Origin of the sequence: Eubacterium sp. AF16-48 (assembly GCF_003479405.1) — a bacterium.
Taxonomy (GTDB): Bacteria; Bacillota; Clostridia; order Lachnospirales; family Lachnospiraceae; genus Eubacterium_G; species Eubacterium_G segne.
The window spans coordinates 20,245-37,181 of record NZ_QUHB01000004.1 but is presented as its reverse complement, the minus strand read 5'-3'; the positions used below and the strand labels follow the sequence as shown (position 1 = coordinate 37,181).

General features: G+C 35.0%; 13 protein-coding genes. 1 reads left to right on the top strand and 12 read right to left on the bottom strand.

Annotated features, from left to right (window positions below; all coding sequences use genetic code 11):
• Positions 1-8: 8 nt before the first annotated feature.
• The 5 genes from DWW68_RS05820 to DWW68_RS05800 are packed head-to-tail and all read right to left on the bottom strand — an operon-like array spanning position 9 to position 7,467.
• Positions 9-1,163 (bottom strand): aminotransferase class V-fold PLP-dependent enzyme, encoded by a 1,155-nt coding sequence (locus tag DWW68_RS05820; protein WP_118589750.1) that lies wholly within the window; start codon positions 1,161-1,163, stop codon positions 9-11.
• A gap of 4 nt (positions 1,164-1,167) precedes the next feature.
• Positions 1,168-4,698: a hypothetical protein gene (locus DWW68_RS05815; RefSeq protein ID WP_118589751.1), complete on the bottom strand. Its 3,531-nt coding sequence runs from the start codon at positions 4,696-4,698 to the stop codon at positions 1,168-1,170.
• Entirely contained in the window at positions 4,691-5,539 is an 849-nt protein-coding gene (locus tag DWW68_RS05810) for a DUF4007 family protein (RefSeq protein WP_158576816.1), read from the bottom strand. The genes DWW68_RS05815 and DWW68_RS05810 overlap by 8 nt, the downstream gene beginning before the upstream one ends.
• A 15-nt stretch (positions 5,540-5,554) precedes the next feature.
• The gene (locus DWW68_RS05805; RefSeq protein ID WP_118589753.1) at positions 5,555-7,270 is read right to left on the bottom strand and encodes a phosphoadenosine phosphosulfate reductase family protein; all 1,716 of its coding nucleotides are present in this window, start codon (positions 7,268-7,270) and stop codon (positions 5,555-5,557) included.
• Positions 7,271-7,284: 14 nt separating this feature from the next.
• Positions 7,285-7,467: a hypothetical protein gene (locus DWW68_RS05800; protein WP_118589754.1), complete on the bottom strand. Its 183-nt coding sequence runs from the start codon at positions 7,465-7,467 to the stop codon at positions 7,285-7,287.
• Between the two features lie 206 nt (positions 7,468-7,673).
• On the opposite strand from DWW68_RS05800, the gene DWW68_RS05795 reads away from it, so the two are divergent.
• The gene (locus DWW68_RS05795) at positions 7,674-7,997 is read left to right on the top strand and encodes a helix-turn-helix transcriptional regulator (protein WP_021951955.1); all 324 of its coding nucleotides are present in this window, start codon (positions 7,674-7,676) and stop codon (positions 7,995-7,997) included.
• Positions 7,998-8,151: 154 nt separating this feature from the next.
• On the opposite strand, the gene DWW68_RS05790 is transcribed toward DWW68_RS05795, so the two are convergent.
• The 7 genes from DWW68_RS05790 to lepA all read right to left on the bottom strand — a co-directional run bounded on the left by DWW68_RS05790 (position 8,152) and on the right by lepA (position 16,928).
• Positions 8,152-9,804: a hypothetical protein gene (locus tag DWW68_RS05790; protein WP_118589755.1), complete on the bottom strand. Its 1,653-nt coding sequence runs from the start codon at positions 9,802-9,804 to the stop codon at positions 8,152-8,154.
• A 115-nt stretch (positions 9,805-9,919) separates the two neighbouring features.
• Positions 9,920-10,624 carry a hypothetical protein gene (locus DWW68_RS05785; RefSeq protein ID WP_021951953.1) on the bottom strand — a complete coding sequence of 235 codons (705 nt, stop codon included), beginning with the start codon at positions 10,622-10,624 and terminating at the stop codon, positions 9,920-9,922.
• A gap of 13 nt (positions 10,625-10,637) precedes the next feature.
• Positions 10,638-12,062 (bottom strand): HAMP domain-containing sensor histidine kinase, encoded by a 1,425-nt coding sequence (locus tag DWW68_RS05780; protein WP_118589756.1) that lies wholly within the window; start codon positions 12,060-12,062, stop codon positions 10,638-10,640.
• 17 nt (positions 12,063-12,079) lie between these two features.
• Complete coding sequence (locus DWW68_RS05775; RefSeq protein ID WP_021951951.1) at positions 12,080-12,733, bottom strand: response regulator transcription factor; 654 nt, start codon at positions 12,731-12,733, stop codon at positions 12,080-12,082.
• An 8-nt stretch (positions 12,734-12,741) separates the two neighbouring features.
• On the bottom strand, positions 12,742-13,968 hold the full coding sequence (gene hemW, locus DWW68_RS05770) for a radical SAM family heme chaperone HemW (protein ID WP_118589757.1): 1,227 nt from the start codon (positions 13,966-13,968) through the stop codon (positions 12,742-12,744).
• A 57-nt stretch (positions 13,969-14,025) separates the two neighbouring features.
• Positions 14,026-15,114 (bottom strand): hypothetical protein, encoded by a 1,089-nt coding sequence (locus tag DWW68_RS05765; RefSeq protein ID WP_118589758.1) that lies wholly within the window; start codon positions 15,112-15,114, stop codon positions 14,026-14,028.
• Positions 15,114-16,928, bottom strand: a complete 1,815-nt coding sequence (gene lepA, locus DWW68_RS05760) for a translation elongation factor 4 (RefSeq protein ID WP_021951949.1) — start codon at positions 16,926-16,928, stop codon at positions 15,114-15,116. The genes DWW68_RS05765 and lepA overlap by 1 nt, the downstream gene beginning before the upstream one ends.
• Between the last annotated feature and the right edge of the window lie 9 nt (positions 16,929-16,937).

Genomic DNA, 16,937 nt, shown 5'->3' with positions numbered 1-16,937 from the left:
AATTCCCCTTAGTATTCCTCTGCTATATCCCTTACAGCCTTTACAAAACCATCTATTTCTTCTTTTGTGGTAAACTTTCCAATACTTGCCCTTACCACTCCCAGGTAATCAGTATCCTTTAAATATTTGTGAATTAGTGGAGCACAATGATATCCTGTTCTCACTGCCACGTCATAATCCACATCCAAAATCATTCCTGTTTCAGATGCCTTATAGCCTTCTATATTAAAAGGTACAATTCCAACGGAATTAACATTCCCTGTTACATACAATTTAACGTTATGTATTTTTTCAAGTTCCTTTACCAAATAATTTTCCAGCTCTTTTTCCCTTAAAAATAATGTTTCAACTGCTTCATTATCCTTTATTTCATCAAGAGCTGCGTTAAGTCCTGCTGCTGCCACCACATTAAAACTTGCCGGCTCATATCCTTTAATGCCATTATCAGGCATCTCCAGATTAAGGGAGTCAGTTCCGGTTCCCCCTGATATATATTTCCTTAAATTATTTCCACACTTTATAAAAAATCCGCCTATTCCCAAAGGTCCATACAAGGTTTTGTGCCCTGCAAACACCATATAATCAATATGTGTCTGCCCCAAATCTATGGGAACTAATCCCAATGACTGGGATGCGTCCACTACCACTGTGGCTTCGTATTCCTTAGCAAGGTTAGCTATTTCATTAACAGGCAATATATAACCTGTCACATTACTCACGTGACATGCAAATACCTTTCCTGGAATATCCTTGGAGAACATATACTTTGTTTTTTCAATATCTATTGTTAAATCCTCATTAAGAGGCAGTTCAACTATATTAAATCCATATATTTTTTCTGCAGCATGCAAAGTTCTCATTACGGCATTATGCTCAAAGGCAGAAACATAAACATTCTCCCCCTCCCTAAAGGAAAGTCCCATAATCACTTCGTTTAAGGCTATAGTTGCTGAAGGGGTAAGTACCACATTATAATCGTCACTGCCTCCTGCTAACTTAAGAAGTTTATTTCTTGTTTCATCTATTATATTTTCCGCTTCCTTCGCCTTACTGTATCCTCCCCGTCCCGGGTTCATTGCCAGATTTCTGTTGACAAAATCCATTGCCTTATATACCTCTTCCGGTTTAGGATATGTAGTTGCTGCATTATCCAAATATATCAATTTATTACCCCTCTAATAATTCCTCTATGGTCTGCATTAAAACTGACAGCTTTTCCTTTGTTTCCAGTGCATCTCCAAACTCATCCAACGCCTCTGTTATGGCATTTTTTAAGAAATACCCTGTACTGTCGTCTAAATTTGCATCGTAATATTTCTCTACCTTATTTCCATTTCTGTCTGTAAAGCTTAATTTACTTTCACCTTTATCCTCTTCCCCGTTAAAACTTTCCAGACTATTTTTAATTTCTTCTATAGAAACTAAAAACTTATCTTTTGTAAAATCATTCCAGTCTTCAATATAAATTCCACTTACTGCCTTTGCCAGCCAATTGGCAATCTCTAACTCATCATTTATATCCAAGTCCCTTATAACATTAATAAAACCTGATGTATTTTCATTCCACACCTGTTTAAAGGCATTATTTTCTATGGTTTTATACCAGCCCTTAAGGCATGGTGCCAAACTTTCTCCCGGTGCGACGCTCCAGATTTTCTTAATATTTCTGACAACGTCCTCCTTCTCCCTTAAGGCAAAGGAATTAAGATATTCAACTATCTTTTTCATTTTAACTATACAGGCTTCAAAGCTTTTTTCTTCTCCACCTAATATGTTTAAAACTTCCTCAAAGAGAATGTCCCTTGGATTAAGTTCAATATTTCTAAACAGATTTCTAAATCTGTAATATTCCCTTCCAACGCAATTTCTTTTGGTATTTATGGTAATCTGCGGGAGATTCCTGTACCATTCCTGAATTTTAGCAACAATATTTCCCAGCCTGTTTTGTCCTGAAACATTATCCATATGGAAAATATTTTCAACTGCCTTTAAATATTTTTCTTTTTCAAGACTTTCCTTTTCCGTGTATAAAAAATACCTGTCAGGATTTAAATTTATATTTTCAAACACATTACTTGTAATTTCGATTTCCTTATCAGACAAATAAACAACAGGCATATCTTCCATTGCCATAAATTTTCTTGCTAAATAAATAGGTATAACTCCCCTTCTGACACCGAAGCTTTCTCCCTCTAAAACATCATAAAGTTCCTTAAAAGATACTTTTTCTCCCGCTGATTTCATAATAAATCCGTCAATTTCCTTATTTATCAGCTCTACGCCCTTATCCACCGTTTTCTCATTATTGTTTTCTAATAATCCTGTATGAACCACAGTAGCCCTGAAAATGGTAGCTTCCGGACTTGTTCCTTTGTTGTATCCTATGCAGTCATCATTATTTAGAATATTATCAATTATTTTCTGACGTGCTTTTTTAATCTGCGCTGATACATTTGTACGGTTAATAAGCTCATTGTTGATTTTTGGTGCCATGTTGTAGTAGCTGCTACATATTCCACTTAAAAATCTGTTAAAGGCTCTCTCTGACTTTATTTCAGGTAACGGTTCGCAGTAAAAAATTCTACACTCCCCATTTTCAGGCATATAGCTTTTCTCTAAAAAGCTGTTTATTTCAAAAATCAAATCCTCTTCATATAACTTAAGCTCTGATAATAAAACCTGATTATCCTCAATAAACCTGTCATTTTTAATAAGCTGTTTTACTGCAAGAAGTTTTCTGATATTTTTATCCTGAACAAACCTGTTTTCAGGGTAAATAACCACAATTCTTTTATCATTTAATTTGTTTACCTGATGTATAATTTTCTCTGTGTCATCCTCTCCTGCATTTACTATAGCCACAATAATGCCGTCTGCCCTGTATTCCTCAAAAAGATATTCCGCCTTCGTTACCTTTTGAAACTGTTCAGGACTCATAAACACATATCTGAAAAACCTGGTCATGGTAAACTTCTGATTGTACTGTTTAGGAAGAGCAAAATCTAATTCGGAAATTTTCTCTATTTCCTTTGGAATATTCACTTTTCCCGTGAAAGAATTTACAACCTTTTCTATCTCTTTTTCTATATCAACACCTACGTTATGCTTAAAGGCATAGGTACCCATTTTTATTCTGAAAATAATAAGACCTTTTTTCTCTAATTTATCCACAGTCTTATTGAAGCTTTCCCTGTTAAGCCCTGATGCTAACCATAGCTTTTCTTTTACTATAGGCAATTCGTCCGGCTTTCTTATGATTCTAAACACCGCCAATGTTTTAATTATCCGTCTTTCTTCCTTTGACTCTGCTTTATTTAAGGCATAGTCCGCCTGTAACCATTCATTATGTATCTCAGGCATACCTTTATTTTCCCTAAAGAGATTTTCAAAATAATCATATACCACATCCACCCCTAACATTTCGTTTTTATCCAGCAGGTTAATAAGACTTCCATGCTCATCATTTGCCAGAAATGTAAATACACTTCTCTCATTTTGGGCAACCTTGGCACTAATATTAAAAAGGCAGTAAGAGGTAAGGGGTAAAAGTGGGAAACTTCCCCAAGCCACTATTTTCATATATTCTTCCATTGTAAAATTGCTTTGAAAATACGGTGTATTATATGACTTTTCAATTATTTCCTTAAAAGTATCATTCTCTTTTAAAAATGACTCATATTCTTTTTTGCTTTTTGATACAACATGTCCTATAATTTCATAATTATTTGCTGGAAATACTACAAAACGCTCTTCCTTTAAACGTCCCTCTACTCCCATAAAAGCGTTTATCATTTCTTCCGGCATGTCTTTTCCGTATTCTTTTATGCTTTTGTGGGCAACAAAAGTAATGTGGAGCTGGTACTCTTCATTTTTCTGAGCCAATTCACACATATCCTGTAATATTTTCATGTCTCTTGAAAAAGTGTCCTGCCGATGTCCTTCCACATACTTACTAAACTCATCAAAAATAACATAAATTCCACTGTATCCTTTTATTCGTACCAGTTTTTCCTTTATGTCACTGTAAAGCTTTATGGCAAGAGTTTCATATATAGGGTTAAACCTGCTGCCTGAAGTAAGCATTGGATATATCTTTTCAAATAAATCCATTGCCTCTTTGTTTTCCCTTGACAGCTTCTTTAAAAACTCCCCGATTTCATAATTATTTTCCCTTAATTTTCCCACAAAAGCCCTATATGTATCTTTGTAGTTTTCCTTCCACTCCCTGATACACTCATATGCCTTTGTATAATATGTTTCCGGGACAATGTCATTTAATCCCTCTCTTTTTAAAGCCTCCCTTAATCCTTCAATAAAACCGCGGTTTAAATCCTCATATGTGCCTGAAATAATAACCGGCAAAAACTTTTTTCCCTTTAAAAGTTCAATATTGGAAGTTTTATTTAATTTGTTTGCCTTAATTTTCCCAATAACTTTTTCAAAAACTTCTTTATTTCCACTAATTAATGCCATAAAAACCAAAAGCAAATGAGATTTTCCCTTACCATATGGGCCAATAAGAATATTTGCCTTGTTTCTGTTTTCAACAATATGTCCTGCATATTCATTTAAAACATCCACGGAAGACACCGTTGGAATATAACTTACTATTTTTTCCGGGTTATTTAAATCCAGTTCAAGATTAATTGAAGTTTGAAATCTTTTGTCAATATGTATCATGTCCGTTAATTTATGCATAATATTTCTCCATTATCTGCTCTAATGTAATGTTATTTTCCATGTATATCATATCAAGCCCCGCTGTTCTGTTTAAGGTGATATAGCCCTCTTCCTCTAACTTATCTAAGTATTCATTCATTTTAATCCGCTTTAAATTAAACACTTTTCCCGGTGACAAAGGTTCGTTTACAGCCTCATCAATTCTTAAGGATAAAGTATTTTTATAATCCATATATTTTTTTAGGGCATACAAAACCGCCATAGGGCTTAGAACCGTATAATCCGGTGCCGTTTTTATATATTTCTTTCCATTTTTCTTTATTAAACCGATTTTAGAAAAAGGTGAAATACGCTTTTCCTCCGGGTCGTAATCCTGTGTTTTTTCCCTTGTGTACATATTAAGTAATACATTTACATCATCCTGAAGGGAACGTACGGAAAAATCCTCCACCCCCATTTTATGAATTTCATTTTCCAGCAATACAAACAATTCATCCTTATCAAATTCCTCTGCATTTATCTTATTGAAAGTTAAATACCATGAGGTTGCATTTTCCCTGTTATGAACAAGATTTACATGGAAAATTTCCAAAGGGAATATATCCTCAAAATATCTGTCATTTTTCAGTATTATTTTTCCAATTTCAGTAAGCGAAACCTGACTTTTTCCTGTTTCCTTAGTAAAATCTCCTGCTTTTAGCCAATATCTGATAGCCTTTGCCATATTACTTCCCACTCCCAGAGTGTCTGCTCCAAAATTCTTAGAAAATACCTTTTCGTTTTTATCCACTTCTATTAAGCCTTTACTAAGCCATCCCTCACGAATGGCAAATGTCTCGTGGCCTTTCAGTTTTATCACAATCTGCCTCCTAATCTATTTATCCTTCTTAGTTGCAAGTACCTTTCTCATGTAGCATCCCCCTGTATAATGGTTGACGCACTCCATGCATCTCTTACATTTATCGTCTAAAATTCTGTAACTAATGCCTTCTTTTCCTTCCTTAATAACAATTGCATTATACTTGCATATGCTTTCACAGGCACGGCAACCCATACACATCTGATATTTTGTAATCTGGCATTTTACCTTTTCTTCTGCAGTTTTTACGCTTTTTGCACCATCAATGTGATAATCAACAATAGTTACCTTTAATGTATTACTGCCTATTCGTCCCTGAAGTTTTAATACCGGCATGGCATTTTTCCTTGTAACGTAAACCTCACCTAACCTTTTATTTCCCAAATCAAAATTTATATATCCAAAAGGTTTAAACAATTCATATAATTCCTCCGTTATAGGGCGAAGCAGCTGGTAATTAAAGGCATTTTCCTCTAATGCACAGGGTTCAAAAGAAACTGCTGTTTTTCCTGCATATTCTACGCCGTTTCCCCCTTGCCTTGCCTTCCATTTTCCGTCATCCACATACACTTCGGCATCAGGCTTTCCTATCTTTATAGCGAAATCAATAAGCATCTTCCTAAACTTATCAGACTGCTCCTTCATATGAATTTTAGATAAAAATTCTGACCATCCGCTATTATTCGGGCAGCACCAGCATCCTACCCTGGCATAGCCCAGCCTGTATGCATTGTTAAAATCAATTTTTGTGGTTAAAATGTATAACCATACATCAAAATCCATCCAGTCAATAATGGGAGATATGGTAATCTGCTTTGTTATTTTCGAGCCTTCCGTTTCCCTCTCATACTTGCTTCTGCTTTTTGACTCGCTTCTTCTTATTCCATAAAAAGTAATGATTTTATTTTTATTCTTAAACAGGGATTTTATTTTTCTTTGAATGGCACCTGTCTTAAACACTGTGCAACACCAACGCATAACACGACTTGGCGGCCCAACTAACTGACAAAGTTCCTCAAAATCCTTGTCCTTATTTCTAGATGACAAAACCGGAGTTTTAGGATGTTCTTTTTTAAATCTCTCAACATATTTAATGGTCTCCGGGAATTCTAAAGTCGTATCCCCAAATATATGCAAGATTTTCGGTTCGCTAAGAGCCCTTATAACTAAATCCGACGTAACTGTAGAGTCTTTTCCTCCCGAAAAAGACACAAACATATCCATTACCGTATAACCTTTTACAGACCCCCTTATATAATCCGTAGCTTCCTTAACTATAAATTCATATCTGTCACTATTTGCCTTAACAAATCTGTCTATGTACTCATCAAAATATTGCCGGTTAATATTTTTTTCTTCCTGAAAGTATCTCTTTCTAACCAAATCAGCATCTATATTTTTTAAATCCTTAACGGAAAATCTTATACGCTTTCCATCAATGTAATAGTAATTCCCCGAGCAATTCCAAACTGATGACTTTTCGTAGGTTCCGGGAGCCTTATTCCATATTAATTCCAGCAAAAGCCTCTCCTGTGGGAAAACCGGGCGGATATCCGTAGTTATTCTCTCTCCCTGCGTATTGCAGCATTTGCACACCTTTTCATATAATGGCACCTTACAGTTGTGACACCAATATATATCTGAGCTCTCTAACTTACTTCTGCCGCCACACACCGGACAGATACTGTTTTTTGTAATAATGTTATCCTTTTTGCATTTGTATCTAAGCACTGTTCTTTCCTACCTTACTCCATAAACTCTTCCGGTTTGACATTTAAATAAAAGCACAATTCCAAAAACTCTCCTGCCTCTAAAGGTTTAATCTCTCCCCGCAGTTTTCTCTCGTCTATTCCGGTATCTTTCGAAATTTGAAGAAAGGACAAATTATTAGATTCTATGTATTTTGAAACTTTTTCTGAAACGCTCAATGTTGTACCCCATTTCTTAACTTCTAAGACTTTTTTACTTATATAGCATTATATTCTTATTTGTAAAGAATTTCAATTCTAACTTTTCTCAATTAGTAAGAATTTGTTGACGCATATTTTGGGGTAGGATAAGATAAAATTTATAATATGATGTAAGTGTCCAAAGCATAACATCTATAATTTCTATTTTGAAAGGAATGTTTTAAATGAAAAATGAAATGATAGCAAAGGTGCTAAAAAAATATAGAAAAAATAACAAACTGACAGTTAATGAAGTGGCTGAGCTGTTAAATGAAAGGTCTTTAACAGTAGCTACCAAAACAATTTACGGATGGGAAAGCGGACAGGCTCAACCTGATGCCGACACTCTTTTAGTTCTTTGTGAAATATACAACATTGATGATATTTTAGGCACCTTCGGTTATAGTGATAAAAAGCAGTTTCATATTACCAATCATGAGCGGGAATTAATTGAAAAATACAGACAGCATCCTGAATTACAGGATGCTGTGGATAAACTACTAAGCTAATGGGAAAAAGCGTACTTAAACAGATCTCTGTCAGAGTTTTTAAGTAAATGAAGTATCAGTCGGACTGTTAATAGTCTTGCTGTTAGTTTTTATGCCAAAATAGGCTGCCGCTAATGCGACAGCCTATTTTCGTTAATCTTGTGCTTTTCTATTTTTATTTTCCATACAATTTCTTAAATGCATCTTTTAACTGTTTATCTGCTGTAACAATTTTTCCATTTATTTTGCTGTCCCAGTCAGATAATCTTGATTTTACACTGTCTGCCCAGTTCTTTTCAGTAAACCATGCACCGGCAACCTGCTGATCACCACATCTTAACCACTCTTCCATGGTCTTTACCGTATCTCCCTTTTCAGTTACTGTTGACGTCCAGCATTTATCAATTACATCCCAGTATCGTCCTTCATTCCATATTTTTAACACCTCATTAAATCCATCTTTATCTTTATAGGATTTATGTGCAGGCAAATCATTCCACATTTTCATTTGTTCATCATAATCTGTTCCTGTTACAACAGGGAAAGAATCTCCTGCTGCCGATTTTATTTGACCGTTATCACTCCACTTTTGGTCATAAATTGCCTTTCTTGCATCTGTAGAAGCTGTCCAGAAAGAAGCAAAGGTATAGGATATATCACGCTTTAACTCTTCCTCTTTACTCCATTCCTTATTTTTATCATCCAGTGCATAATTGTGTACACATATAGGATCCATAATTATTTTAATTGTATTTTCACAATAATCCGTAGAAGGATATGGATATATGTCCCAATCTGCTGATTTAATATATGAAGGGCTATCCTTTGCATCCTCATCAGCACCTGATGTTAAATACCATGGGTCTTCAAAATTTATTAATGTTCTGTTGTTTGTAAAATACGTCCAGCTGTATCCACCATTTTCCTTAACTATATCTTTTGTTATTTTTCCTGAACCGGCTGCCACATCTATAGACTTTTCAGCCCATTTAGGCAGATATTTAAGAAGTGACTTTACCTGTTCACTATTTAACTCAACCTTATTTTCTTCTAAAATCTTCTTATTTATATTATCTGTTCCAAGCTCCAAAACTTCTATAGGTGTTCCCTTTGATCCCCAGAACTCCTTACAATCTGCCTTAGAAATAAATCTTGTAAACTGGTCAATATTCCAGTCAGGCTTTGGAACATTTATATTATTATCCTGTGCCAACGCCTTATTGACCCAAATTCCTCCCGGAATTGTATATGACGGGAGACCTCCCTGAAATCCATCATAATTAATGCTTTTCATAAGACTTTCATTGTATTTTTTATATGTTTCGTCATCCTTATAAACTGACAAATCTGCAACCAGCCCCTTCTTTATATCCCCGGTTACGTCTGTTGATGCCCATACATCCGGATATTTTCCATACTTTGCCTGAAAGTTTTCCATTTCCTGCTCCCATGACTGAGTGTTATACTGATCCGGATCACCAATTTTTGACCACACATTAATTTTTATTCCCGGATAAACCTCATTAAATTTCTTTGCCACTGCATAAAGCTGGGCTACATTTTGTGCCACAATTTTTGTAGGGTCTGAAAGCTTCTTACCTGCAGTGCTTTTAGGATTTCCGATGTCCTCATAATATTCACCGTCACCGGACCATACCATTACGGAAACTTCTCCTTTGACATTTTTATCCAGTCCTGTCGTAATCTGAATTTCATCAGTGTTATCCTGTCCACTATCCTCCACTTTTTTGCCTGAACATCCACCTAGTAATGACATTCCTATAATTCCTGCCATTGCCAATATAAGCATTCTCTTACCTTTTCTCATAATTCCTCCTTATAAAATCAATTATGCGATTTCTTTAACACTTATATGGTAATATGCCGGCATTAAAAAAAGCTCTAAAAAAATGCAAAATTTTTGCAAAAATTAGAGCCTTCTCTTATTCTCCTAAAACTAACTTTCCACCACAATATTCCTTATTTTTGTAATCATACATTATCACAATATACTTTTCATTATTTCTAAAAGGAATATAAAATTTATCACCATGCCAGAAAATTTCTTCCCCATTGAAGTCACCCATTATTTTCTTTATGGTATCCAATTTAGGTGATACCATATTTTCTTTTATACATCCCTTAAGTATTGCATTTATCAGAGAATAAAGCTCTGAGCCGGTGCTGTCTCTGTCGTCCTGTACTTTTACAAATCCCTCTTCCCTTTCACCTGCATTATTGATTTCCACCATACTTTTTTGAAACTCTATTGCCCTGTTTTTTTCATTGATAAAAACATTAATTTCCTGAGAATTATCCTTTAACTTAATAATGTAGCTGTCACCATTGGTATAACCTGTTTTTTCAGTCCGGGTATCCATAGCATATTCCTTTATAATCTCATCTGTTATGGCACTGAACTTATTAAAATTCTTAACTTCTTTATAGCTACCGGTTATAATGCATTCACTGTTAAAAACCTTACGCTCTAAGCTGATGTCATTATCTAACTGTAAAAATGTGCTTCCAACCTTGTTAATTCTTGTTTTTTCTTCATGGGATGCATATATATTTATAGCTTCAACACCTGCTACCACTATTATCAGTGCTGCTAAGATTGTAACTATATTCGATATATTCTTTTTCATATATTTAACCTCATCAATCTAAATCATAAACAGGAAGTGTTACTGTAACAAGGCAGCCCTTACCTATGTCACTGGATATTTCTATTTCACCATTACTTAATTCAATAATCTTTTTACACAGTGCAAGACCTAAACCTGCCCCACCACTTTTTCGTGTTCGTGATTTGTCTACCATATAAAACGGTTCCATAACCTTCTTTACATCTTCCTTCGGAATCCCTATGCCATAATCCTGAATCTTTATTACAACCTTATTATTTTCCACAGACATACTTACATCCATTTCACCATTTTGCGTGGTAGCCTTAGCGCCATTATCTAAAATGTTATAAAAAACAGATTTAATTAAATCCTTATCAACCATAACATTTTTATTTACAATCTTTTTATTTATCTTTATATTACTTTTTTCCAAAACAATTTGTTCCGATAATATTACTTCATCCAGAATATTGCCTATATCAACACATTCACCCTTCACGTTTTTTTCTTCTATTTGTGCTAATTCCATTAGCTTCCCTGACATTGTTTTTAACCTTAATGCCTCTTTATAAATATACCCTGAATATTCCTTTATCTGTTCTTCCGTAAGATTCTGCTTAATAGTCAGTATATCCGAAAATCCTAAAATTGCAGTCAGAGGAGTTTTCATTTCATGAGCCATGTTGTCAATAAATACCTGCCTGCTTTCTATCATTTCTTCCTTTGCCCTGTTATCATCTGCTATTTTTTCGGACATCTGATTAACATCTTTTGTAAGCTCTGTAATTTCATTATTCCCCTTTACCTCAAGCTGTCTTCCATAATCTCCGTCAGATATACTATGTATTCCCCATTGAAGTTTTTTTACAGGTCTAAGTAAAAATCTGATAGTTACTAAAAGAATAATTCCCGAAAGCAGGGAAAATACTATGGTAAGTACCTTCAGCCTGTCCCTTTGAGCAAAATAAGCCCCGTAAATATGTGTAATATCATACTCCGTGTCGCATTTTATTTTTCTGCCATAAATACTGTTTTCAGATTCCATTATAAGAAAATAATAATCACTTTTGTGTACTATTTCATATCCTGCATATCTTTCCTGTTTAATCATATTCTTATTAACTATGTCATCTGAGAAGTCATAGTTATTCATTATGTTTTCCCCGTCCATACTTAATTTCAACCCATAACCTAAATCCTCAAATCTTTCATAGGCGGCTTTATATGCCTCTAAAAATTCGTGATCACTTAAAATCGATTTGGTTTTTTCCTGCATCTGTCGTTGCACTTCAACATTTACTGATGCCATAACATTTTCGTGGAACTTTTTGGAATTATTTATTTCTGCATCTATCTGATATTTATACTGGTTTCCAATTAGTAAAAGTCCCATTGCCAGTGTAAAAACCGTAACAATGAACATTGTCACTATAAATATTCTCTGCCATATCTTCATATGCCACTCCTATTGATTTAACTGTACAGGCAGTATCCTACCTTTGGAATAGTAACTAATTTTTCTTTTAATTTCATTTTCTTTCTTACCTGCTGCACATGGGTATCCACTGTTCTTGTTTCTCCCACAAAATCATATCCCCATATTTCTGCCATTAACCGCTCTTTCCTTATAACAATATCCTTATGCTTTAAGAAAAACACTAAAATATCAAACTCTTTTGGAGTAAGATTAATAATTTCATCATTACAGGTTACCTGATGTTTAGTAATATCTGCCTTAATATCGTGGTATTCAATTACATCCTCTTCATTATGATATCTTCTTAAAACCACTTCCACTCTGGCTAAAAGTTCCATTGCCTCAAAAGGTTTTAGTATGTAATCCTCCGCCCCTAACTTAAGTCCGTGAACCCTGTCCACTACATCCTGTTTTGCAGTTATAAATATAGTTGGAATTTTTAAGGGTTTTATATACTTCATTAAGGAGAAGCCGTCTATTCCCGGAAGCATGACATCTAAAAGAATAAGGGAATACTTATTATTTTCTATTTTTTCCTTTGCAGCTATTCCGTCATACACTTTATCGCAGGAATAATTTCCCATATCCAGCGTAACTTCTATCATTTTTGCAATACTTTCATCATCTTCAACTACCAGTATTTTGTTCATAGAGCCTCCTACAGTAAAAATTCAGACATTGCATAATTACTTACATCTATTCCCCTGTCTGTAAGCATTATCCTATTATCATTTTTCTTTAATAATCCCTGACTTATTAACTTATCTGCCACATTACCATAAACTGTCTCAAATTTTCTTCCAAATTTTTCTTCAAATTCATCCACAGATATTCCCTCCATCATTCTCAGTCCCAAAAACATAAATTCTTCCATCATATCTTTATTGCTAAGTTTCTGGATTTTTCCCTGAATCACAGTAAGAGGGTCTTCCTGAATATCCCATATATCATCCTGATAAATAGTCTCTCCCCAGAAATTTTCATTCTCCTCCAAATTGCCACCTGACATAACAGAAATGTACTGACTTAAACCTGCGATGTTGCTATATCTGGTATTTTTATATAACGATGCCGCCCCTAATCCAAATCCCAGATAATCCTTTCGTTTCCAATATCCTATATTATGCCTGCATTCATATCCCACCTTGCTGTAGTTAGATATTTCATATCTCATATAACCTGAATCCTTTAGGAATTTTCCGGTTTCATAGTACATTTCCCGCTCCGTATCCTCATCAGGTAATATGCTATATCCTGCATTCTCTGCTGCCTCCACCCTGTCATAAAGCGGGGTTTCCTCCTCCACAATAAGACTGTAAGCAGAAATATGTTCAGGATTTAAGTCTGTCACTTTTTTAAGAGTCTCTCTATAGCTTTCAATGCTTTGTCCCGGAAGTGCACTCATTATATCTACATTTATATTAGAAAATCCTGCCTCTCTGGCTAACTTATAACTTTCCAAAAACTTATCAAAATTGTGTATTCTTCCAATTGCCATAAGTTCATCATCATTAGCTGACTGCAAACCTATACTTATTCTGTTTATCCCTAAATCCTTATAGTATTTCAATTTATACTTATCAAGAGTTCCCGGGTTACATTCAATGGTAATTTCTGCATTCTCATCCACCACACAGTTTTGTCTTATGGCATCCATTATTTCTCCAATATATTTTCCTTCTAATATGGAAGGAGTACCTCCACCGATAAATATTGTATCGACAAGGTACCCTTCCATTCTATCCTTACTTAATTTAATTTCATTAATTAATGCAGAAACATACTCTCTTTTAGTTACCGAATCCCCTCTCATAGATAAAAAGTCACAATAATCGCACTTCTTAGCACAAAAGGGTATATGAACATATATTTCTAATTTATCCATAATTATAATTGCCTTTCTGTATAAGAGACCATTTTGATTTTCTTGTAATAAACTGATTTAGCGCCCCGGTGACCTTCGTAATACCCAATGGGGTGCAATCTGCTGTGGCGACTCCTCATATTCATTATTTTTATCATAAATGATATCTCTATATGAAGTTCCTGCTGCATTAAAGCACAGTTTAAATTTTACTGCTCCTTCCCCATTATAATATATTTTTATTACAAGGGGAAACTGTGTCAACAATTTGTTGATATCATTTTGAATTGCTGAAATGTTCTCCATATCCGGGATTCCTACAATATTTCCATCGTCATCACTTTTTATACATCCGTTTACACCCTGCTTTGTATGTACCGTGAAATAAGTTGCAATATTGCATACTTCCTTTTTATAATTGAGCAATAACTCGTTTACATAAGAATCGTTTCCCTCATAACCCGAAAAACTCTTTGGATTTGCAAAATTAACTACTTTAACTTTAATCCTTTTTTGCACCCCATTGTGTGCCCTTAAATAAACATAGCACGTTCCTTCTTTATCAAAGGAAGTAATTTTCCCCATCTTATTTACCTTCACTAGAGAAATATCACTGCTACTCCATATAACTTCTTTAGAAAACGGTTTTGCCTTTTTATTTTTAACCTTTCTGTCAGGATTAATGAATACCTGATACTCATTTTCGCTACATAGTCCTATACTAATAGGACTATTTCCCAAAATAAATACTTCTCCGGCATTTACTAATCGGTCATTAATTCTATAGGTTCTCCCTGACACCCGGTAGGATTTTTTACTAAACTTTTTCTTCCCTTTGTGTACTTTAAAAGATGACACTTTGTATTTATACACTTTATGGACTTTTAATTTTTTGTCAATCCAACAGGTCTTTTCATTATTAAAAACCGTCTTTATACTGACATATTTTTTCTTTTTACTGCTATATCTGTATATCCTATAACCATCGGCTTTTTTTACCTTACTCCATTTAATTTTTAATGCTGTTGTAATATACCTTTTAACTACAACATTCTTTGGTGTTTCGGCTTTAATGCTTTTGGCATAAGTTAATGTGTTTACATTAGCAGATATAATTACTGTAAACAATAAAACTGTGCAGTATGATATTATCTTCTTATAGTACATTACTCCTCATCTAATTTCAAAACCGCCATAAATGCTGACTGTGGTATTTCCACATTTCCAACCTGGCGCATACGTTTCTTTCCTTCCTTCTGCTTTTCTAACAGCTTTTTCTTTCTTGAAATATCGCCACCATAACATTTAGCAAGCACGTCTTTTCTCATTGCCTTAACTGTTTCTCTTGCAATAACTTTACTTCCTACTGCTGCCTGAATCGGTACTTCAAAAAGCTGTCTTGGAATTTCATTCTTCAGTTTCTCGCACATTTTTCTGCCACGCTCATATGCTGAAGCCTCCGGAACTATAAAGGATAGTGCATCCACCTCTTCCTTATTTATAAGAATGTCAAGCTTAACTAACTTAGCTGTTTCATATCCTTTTAATTCATAATCGAATGAGGCATACCCTCTTGAGCGGGATTTTAATGCATCAAAGAAATCATATATTATTTCATTTAACGGAATATCATATTTAAGAAGTGCTCTTGAACCTTCCACATACTCCATTCCTATATATCGTCCACGTCTTTGCTGACACAATTCCATAATAGAGCCTATAAACTCTGTAGTTACCATTATTTCGGCACTTACAATAGGTTCCTCCATATGTTCTATTTCACTTGGATCCGGCAAATTAGTTGGGTTGGTAAGTTCTATTAACTCCCCATTTTCCTTGTATACCTTATAAATAACTGACGGTGCCGTAGTTACCAAATCAAGTCCGTATTCCCTCTCTAGTCTCTCCTGAACAATTTCAAGATGAAGAAGTCCTAAGAATCCACATCTGAAACCAAATCCTAAGGCTATTGATGTTTCCGGTTCGTATTTAAGGGATGCATCATTTAGCTGAAGTTTTTCCAAAGCATCTCTTAAATCAGGATATTTGGCTCCATCTGCCGGATATACACCACAGTAAACCATTGAATTAACTTCCTTATATCCCGGAAGTGGCTCATCACATGGTCTGTCTGCATCAGTTACGGTATCACCAACCTTGGTATCACGGACATTTTTTATACTTGCCGTAATATATCCAACCATTCCTGCTGATAATTCATCACAGGCTATAAACTGACCTGCTCCAAAATATCCTACTTCCACAACATTTGCTTTAGCTCCTGTTGCCATCATTTTTATATTCATTCCCGGCTTTACGGTACCCTCTTTTATTCGGCAAAATACAATAACTCCCTTGTATGAATCATATAAGCTGTCAAAAATAAGTGCTTTAAGGGGAGCCTCCGGATTTCCCTCCGGTGCCGGAATATTCTTAACAATTGCCTCTAAAACCTCACCACAGTTAAGTCCTGTTTTGGCTGAAATAAGTGGTGCATCCTCTGCATCAAGTCCTATAACATCCTCTATTTCCGCCTTTACCCTATCCGGGTCAGCTGATGGAAGGTCAATTTTGTTTATTACCGGAAAAACCTCTAGGTCATGGTCTAATGCAAGATAAACATTTGCCAGAGTCTGTGCTTCCACACCCTGTGCCGCATCAACTACCAATACTGCACCATCACAGGCTGCTAAGCTTCGTGATACCTCGTAATTAAAATCCACATGGCCCGGTGTATCAATAAGATTAAAAATATATTCCTCACCGTCTTTAGCCTTATAAACAGTACGAACTGCCTGAGATTTTATTGTTATTCCACGTTCTCTTTCTAAGTCCATATTATCAAGAACCTGAGCCTGCATTTCCCTGTTTGTAAGAAGCCCTGTCATCTCTATTATACGGTCTGCCAAAGTAGATTTTCCGTGATCAATATGAGCAATAATGCAAAAATTTCTTATTTTACTCTGATCTATATGCGACATATTTTCCTC

What these genes read in the sequence shown, in the direction of transcription:
- DWW68_RS05795 (WP_021951955.1), top strand. Translation starts at nt 7,674, where the DNA reads ATGAAAAATGAAATGATAGCAAAGGTGCTAAAAAAATATAGAAAAAAT.
- DWW68_RS05815 (WP_118589751.1), bottom strand. Translation starts at nt 4,698, where the DNA reads ATGCATAAATTAACGGACATGATACATATTGACAAAAGATTTCAAACT.
- lepA (WP_021951949.1), bottom strand. Translation starts at nt 16,928, where the DNA reads ATGTCGCATATAGATCAGAGTAAAATAAGAAATTTTTGCATTATTGCT.
- DWW68_RS05765 (WP_118589758.1), bottom strand. Translation starts at nt 15,114, where the DNA reads ATGTACTATAAGAAGATAATATCATACTGCACAGTTTTATTGTTTACA.
- DWW68_RS05780 (WP_118589756.1), bottom strand. Translation starts at nt 12,062, where the DNA reads ATGAAGATATGGCAGAGAATATTTATAGTGACAATGTTCATTGTTACG.
- DWW68_RS05775 (WP_021951951.1), bottom strand. Translation starts at nt 12,733, where the DNA reads ATGAACAAAATACTGGTAGTTGAAGATGATGAAAGTATTGCAAAAATG.
- DWW68_RS05785 (WP_021951953.1), bottom strand. Translation starts at nt 10,624, where the DNA reads ATGAAAAAGAATATATCGAATATAGTTACAATCTTAGCAGCACTGATA.
- DWW68_RS05790 (WP_118589755.1), bottom strand. Translation starts at nt 9,804, where the DNA reads ATGAGAAAAGGTAAGAGAATGCTTATATTGGCAATGGCAGGAATTATA.
- hemW (WP_118589757.1), bottom strand. Translation starts at nt 13,968, where the DNA reads ATGGATAAATTAGAAATATATGTTCATATACCCTTTTGTGCTAAGAAG.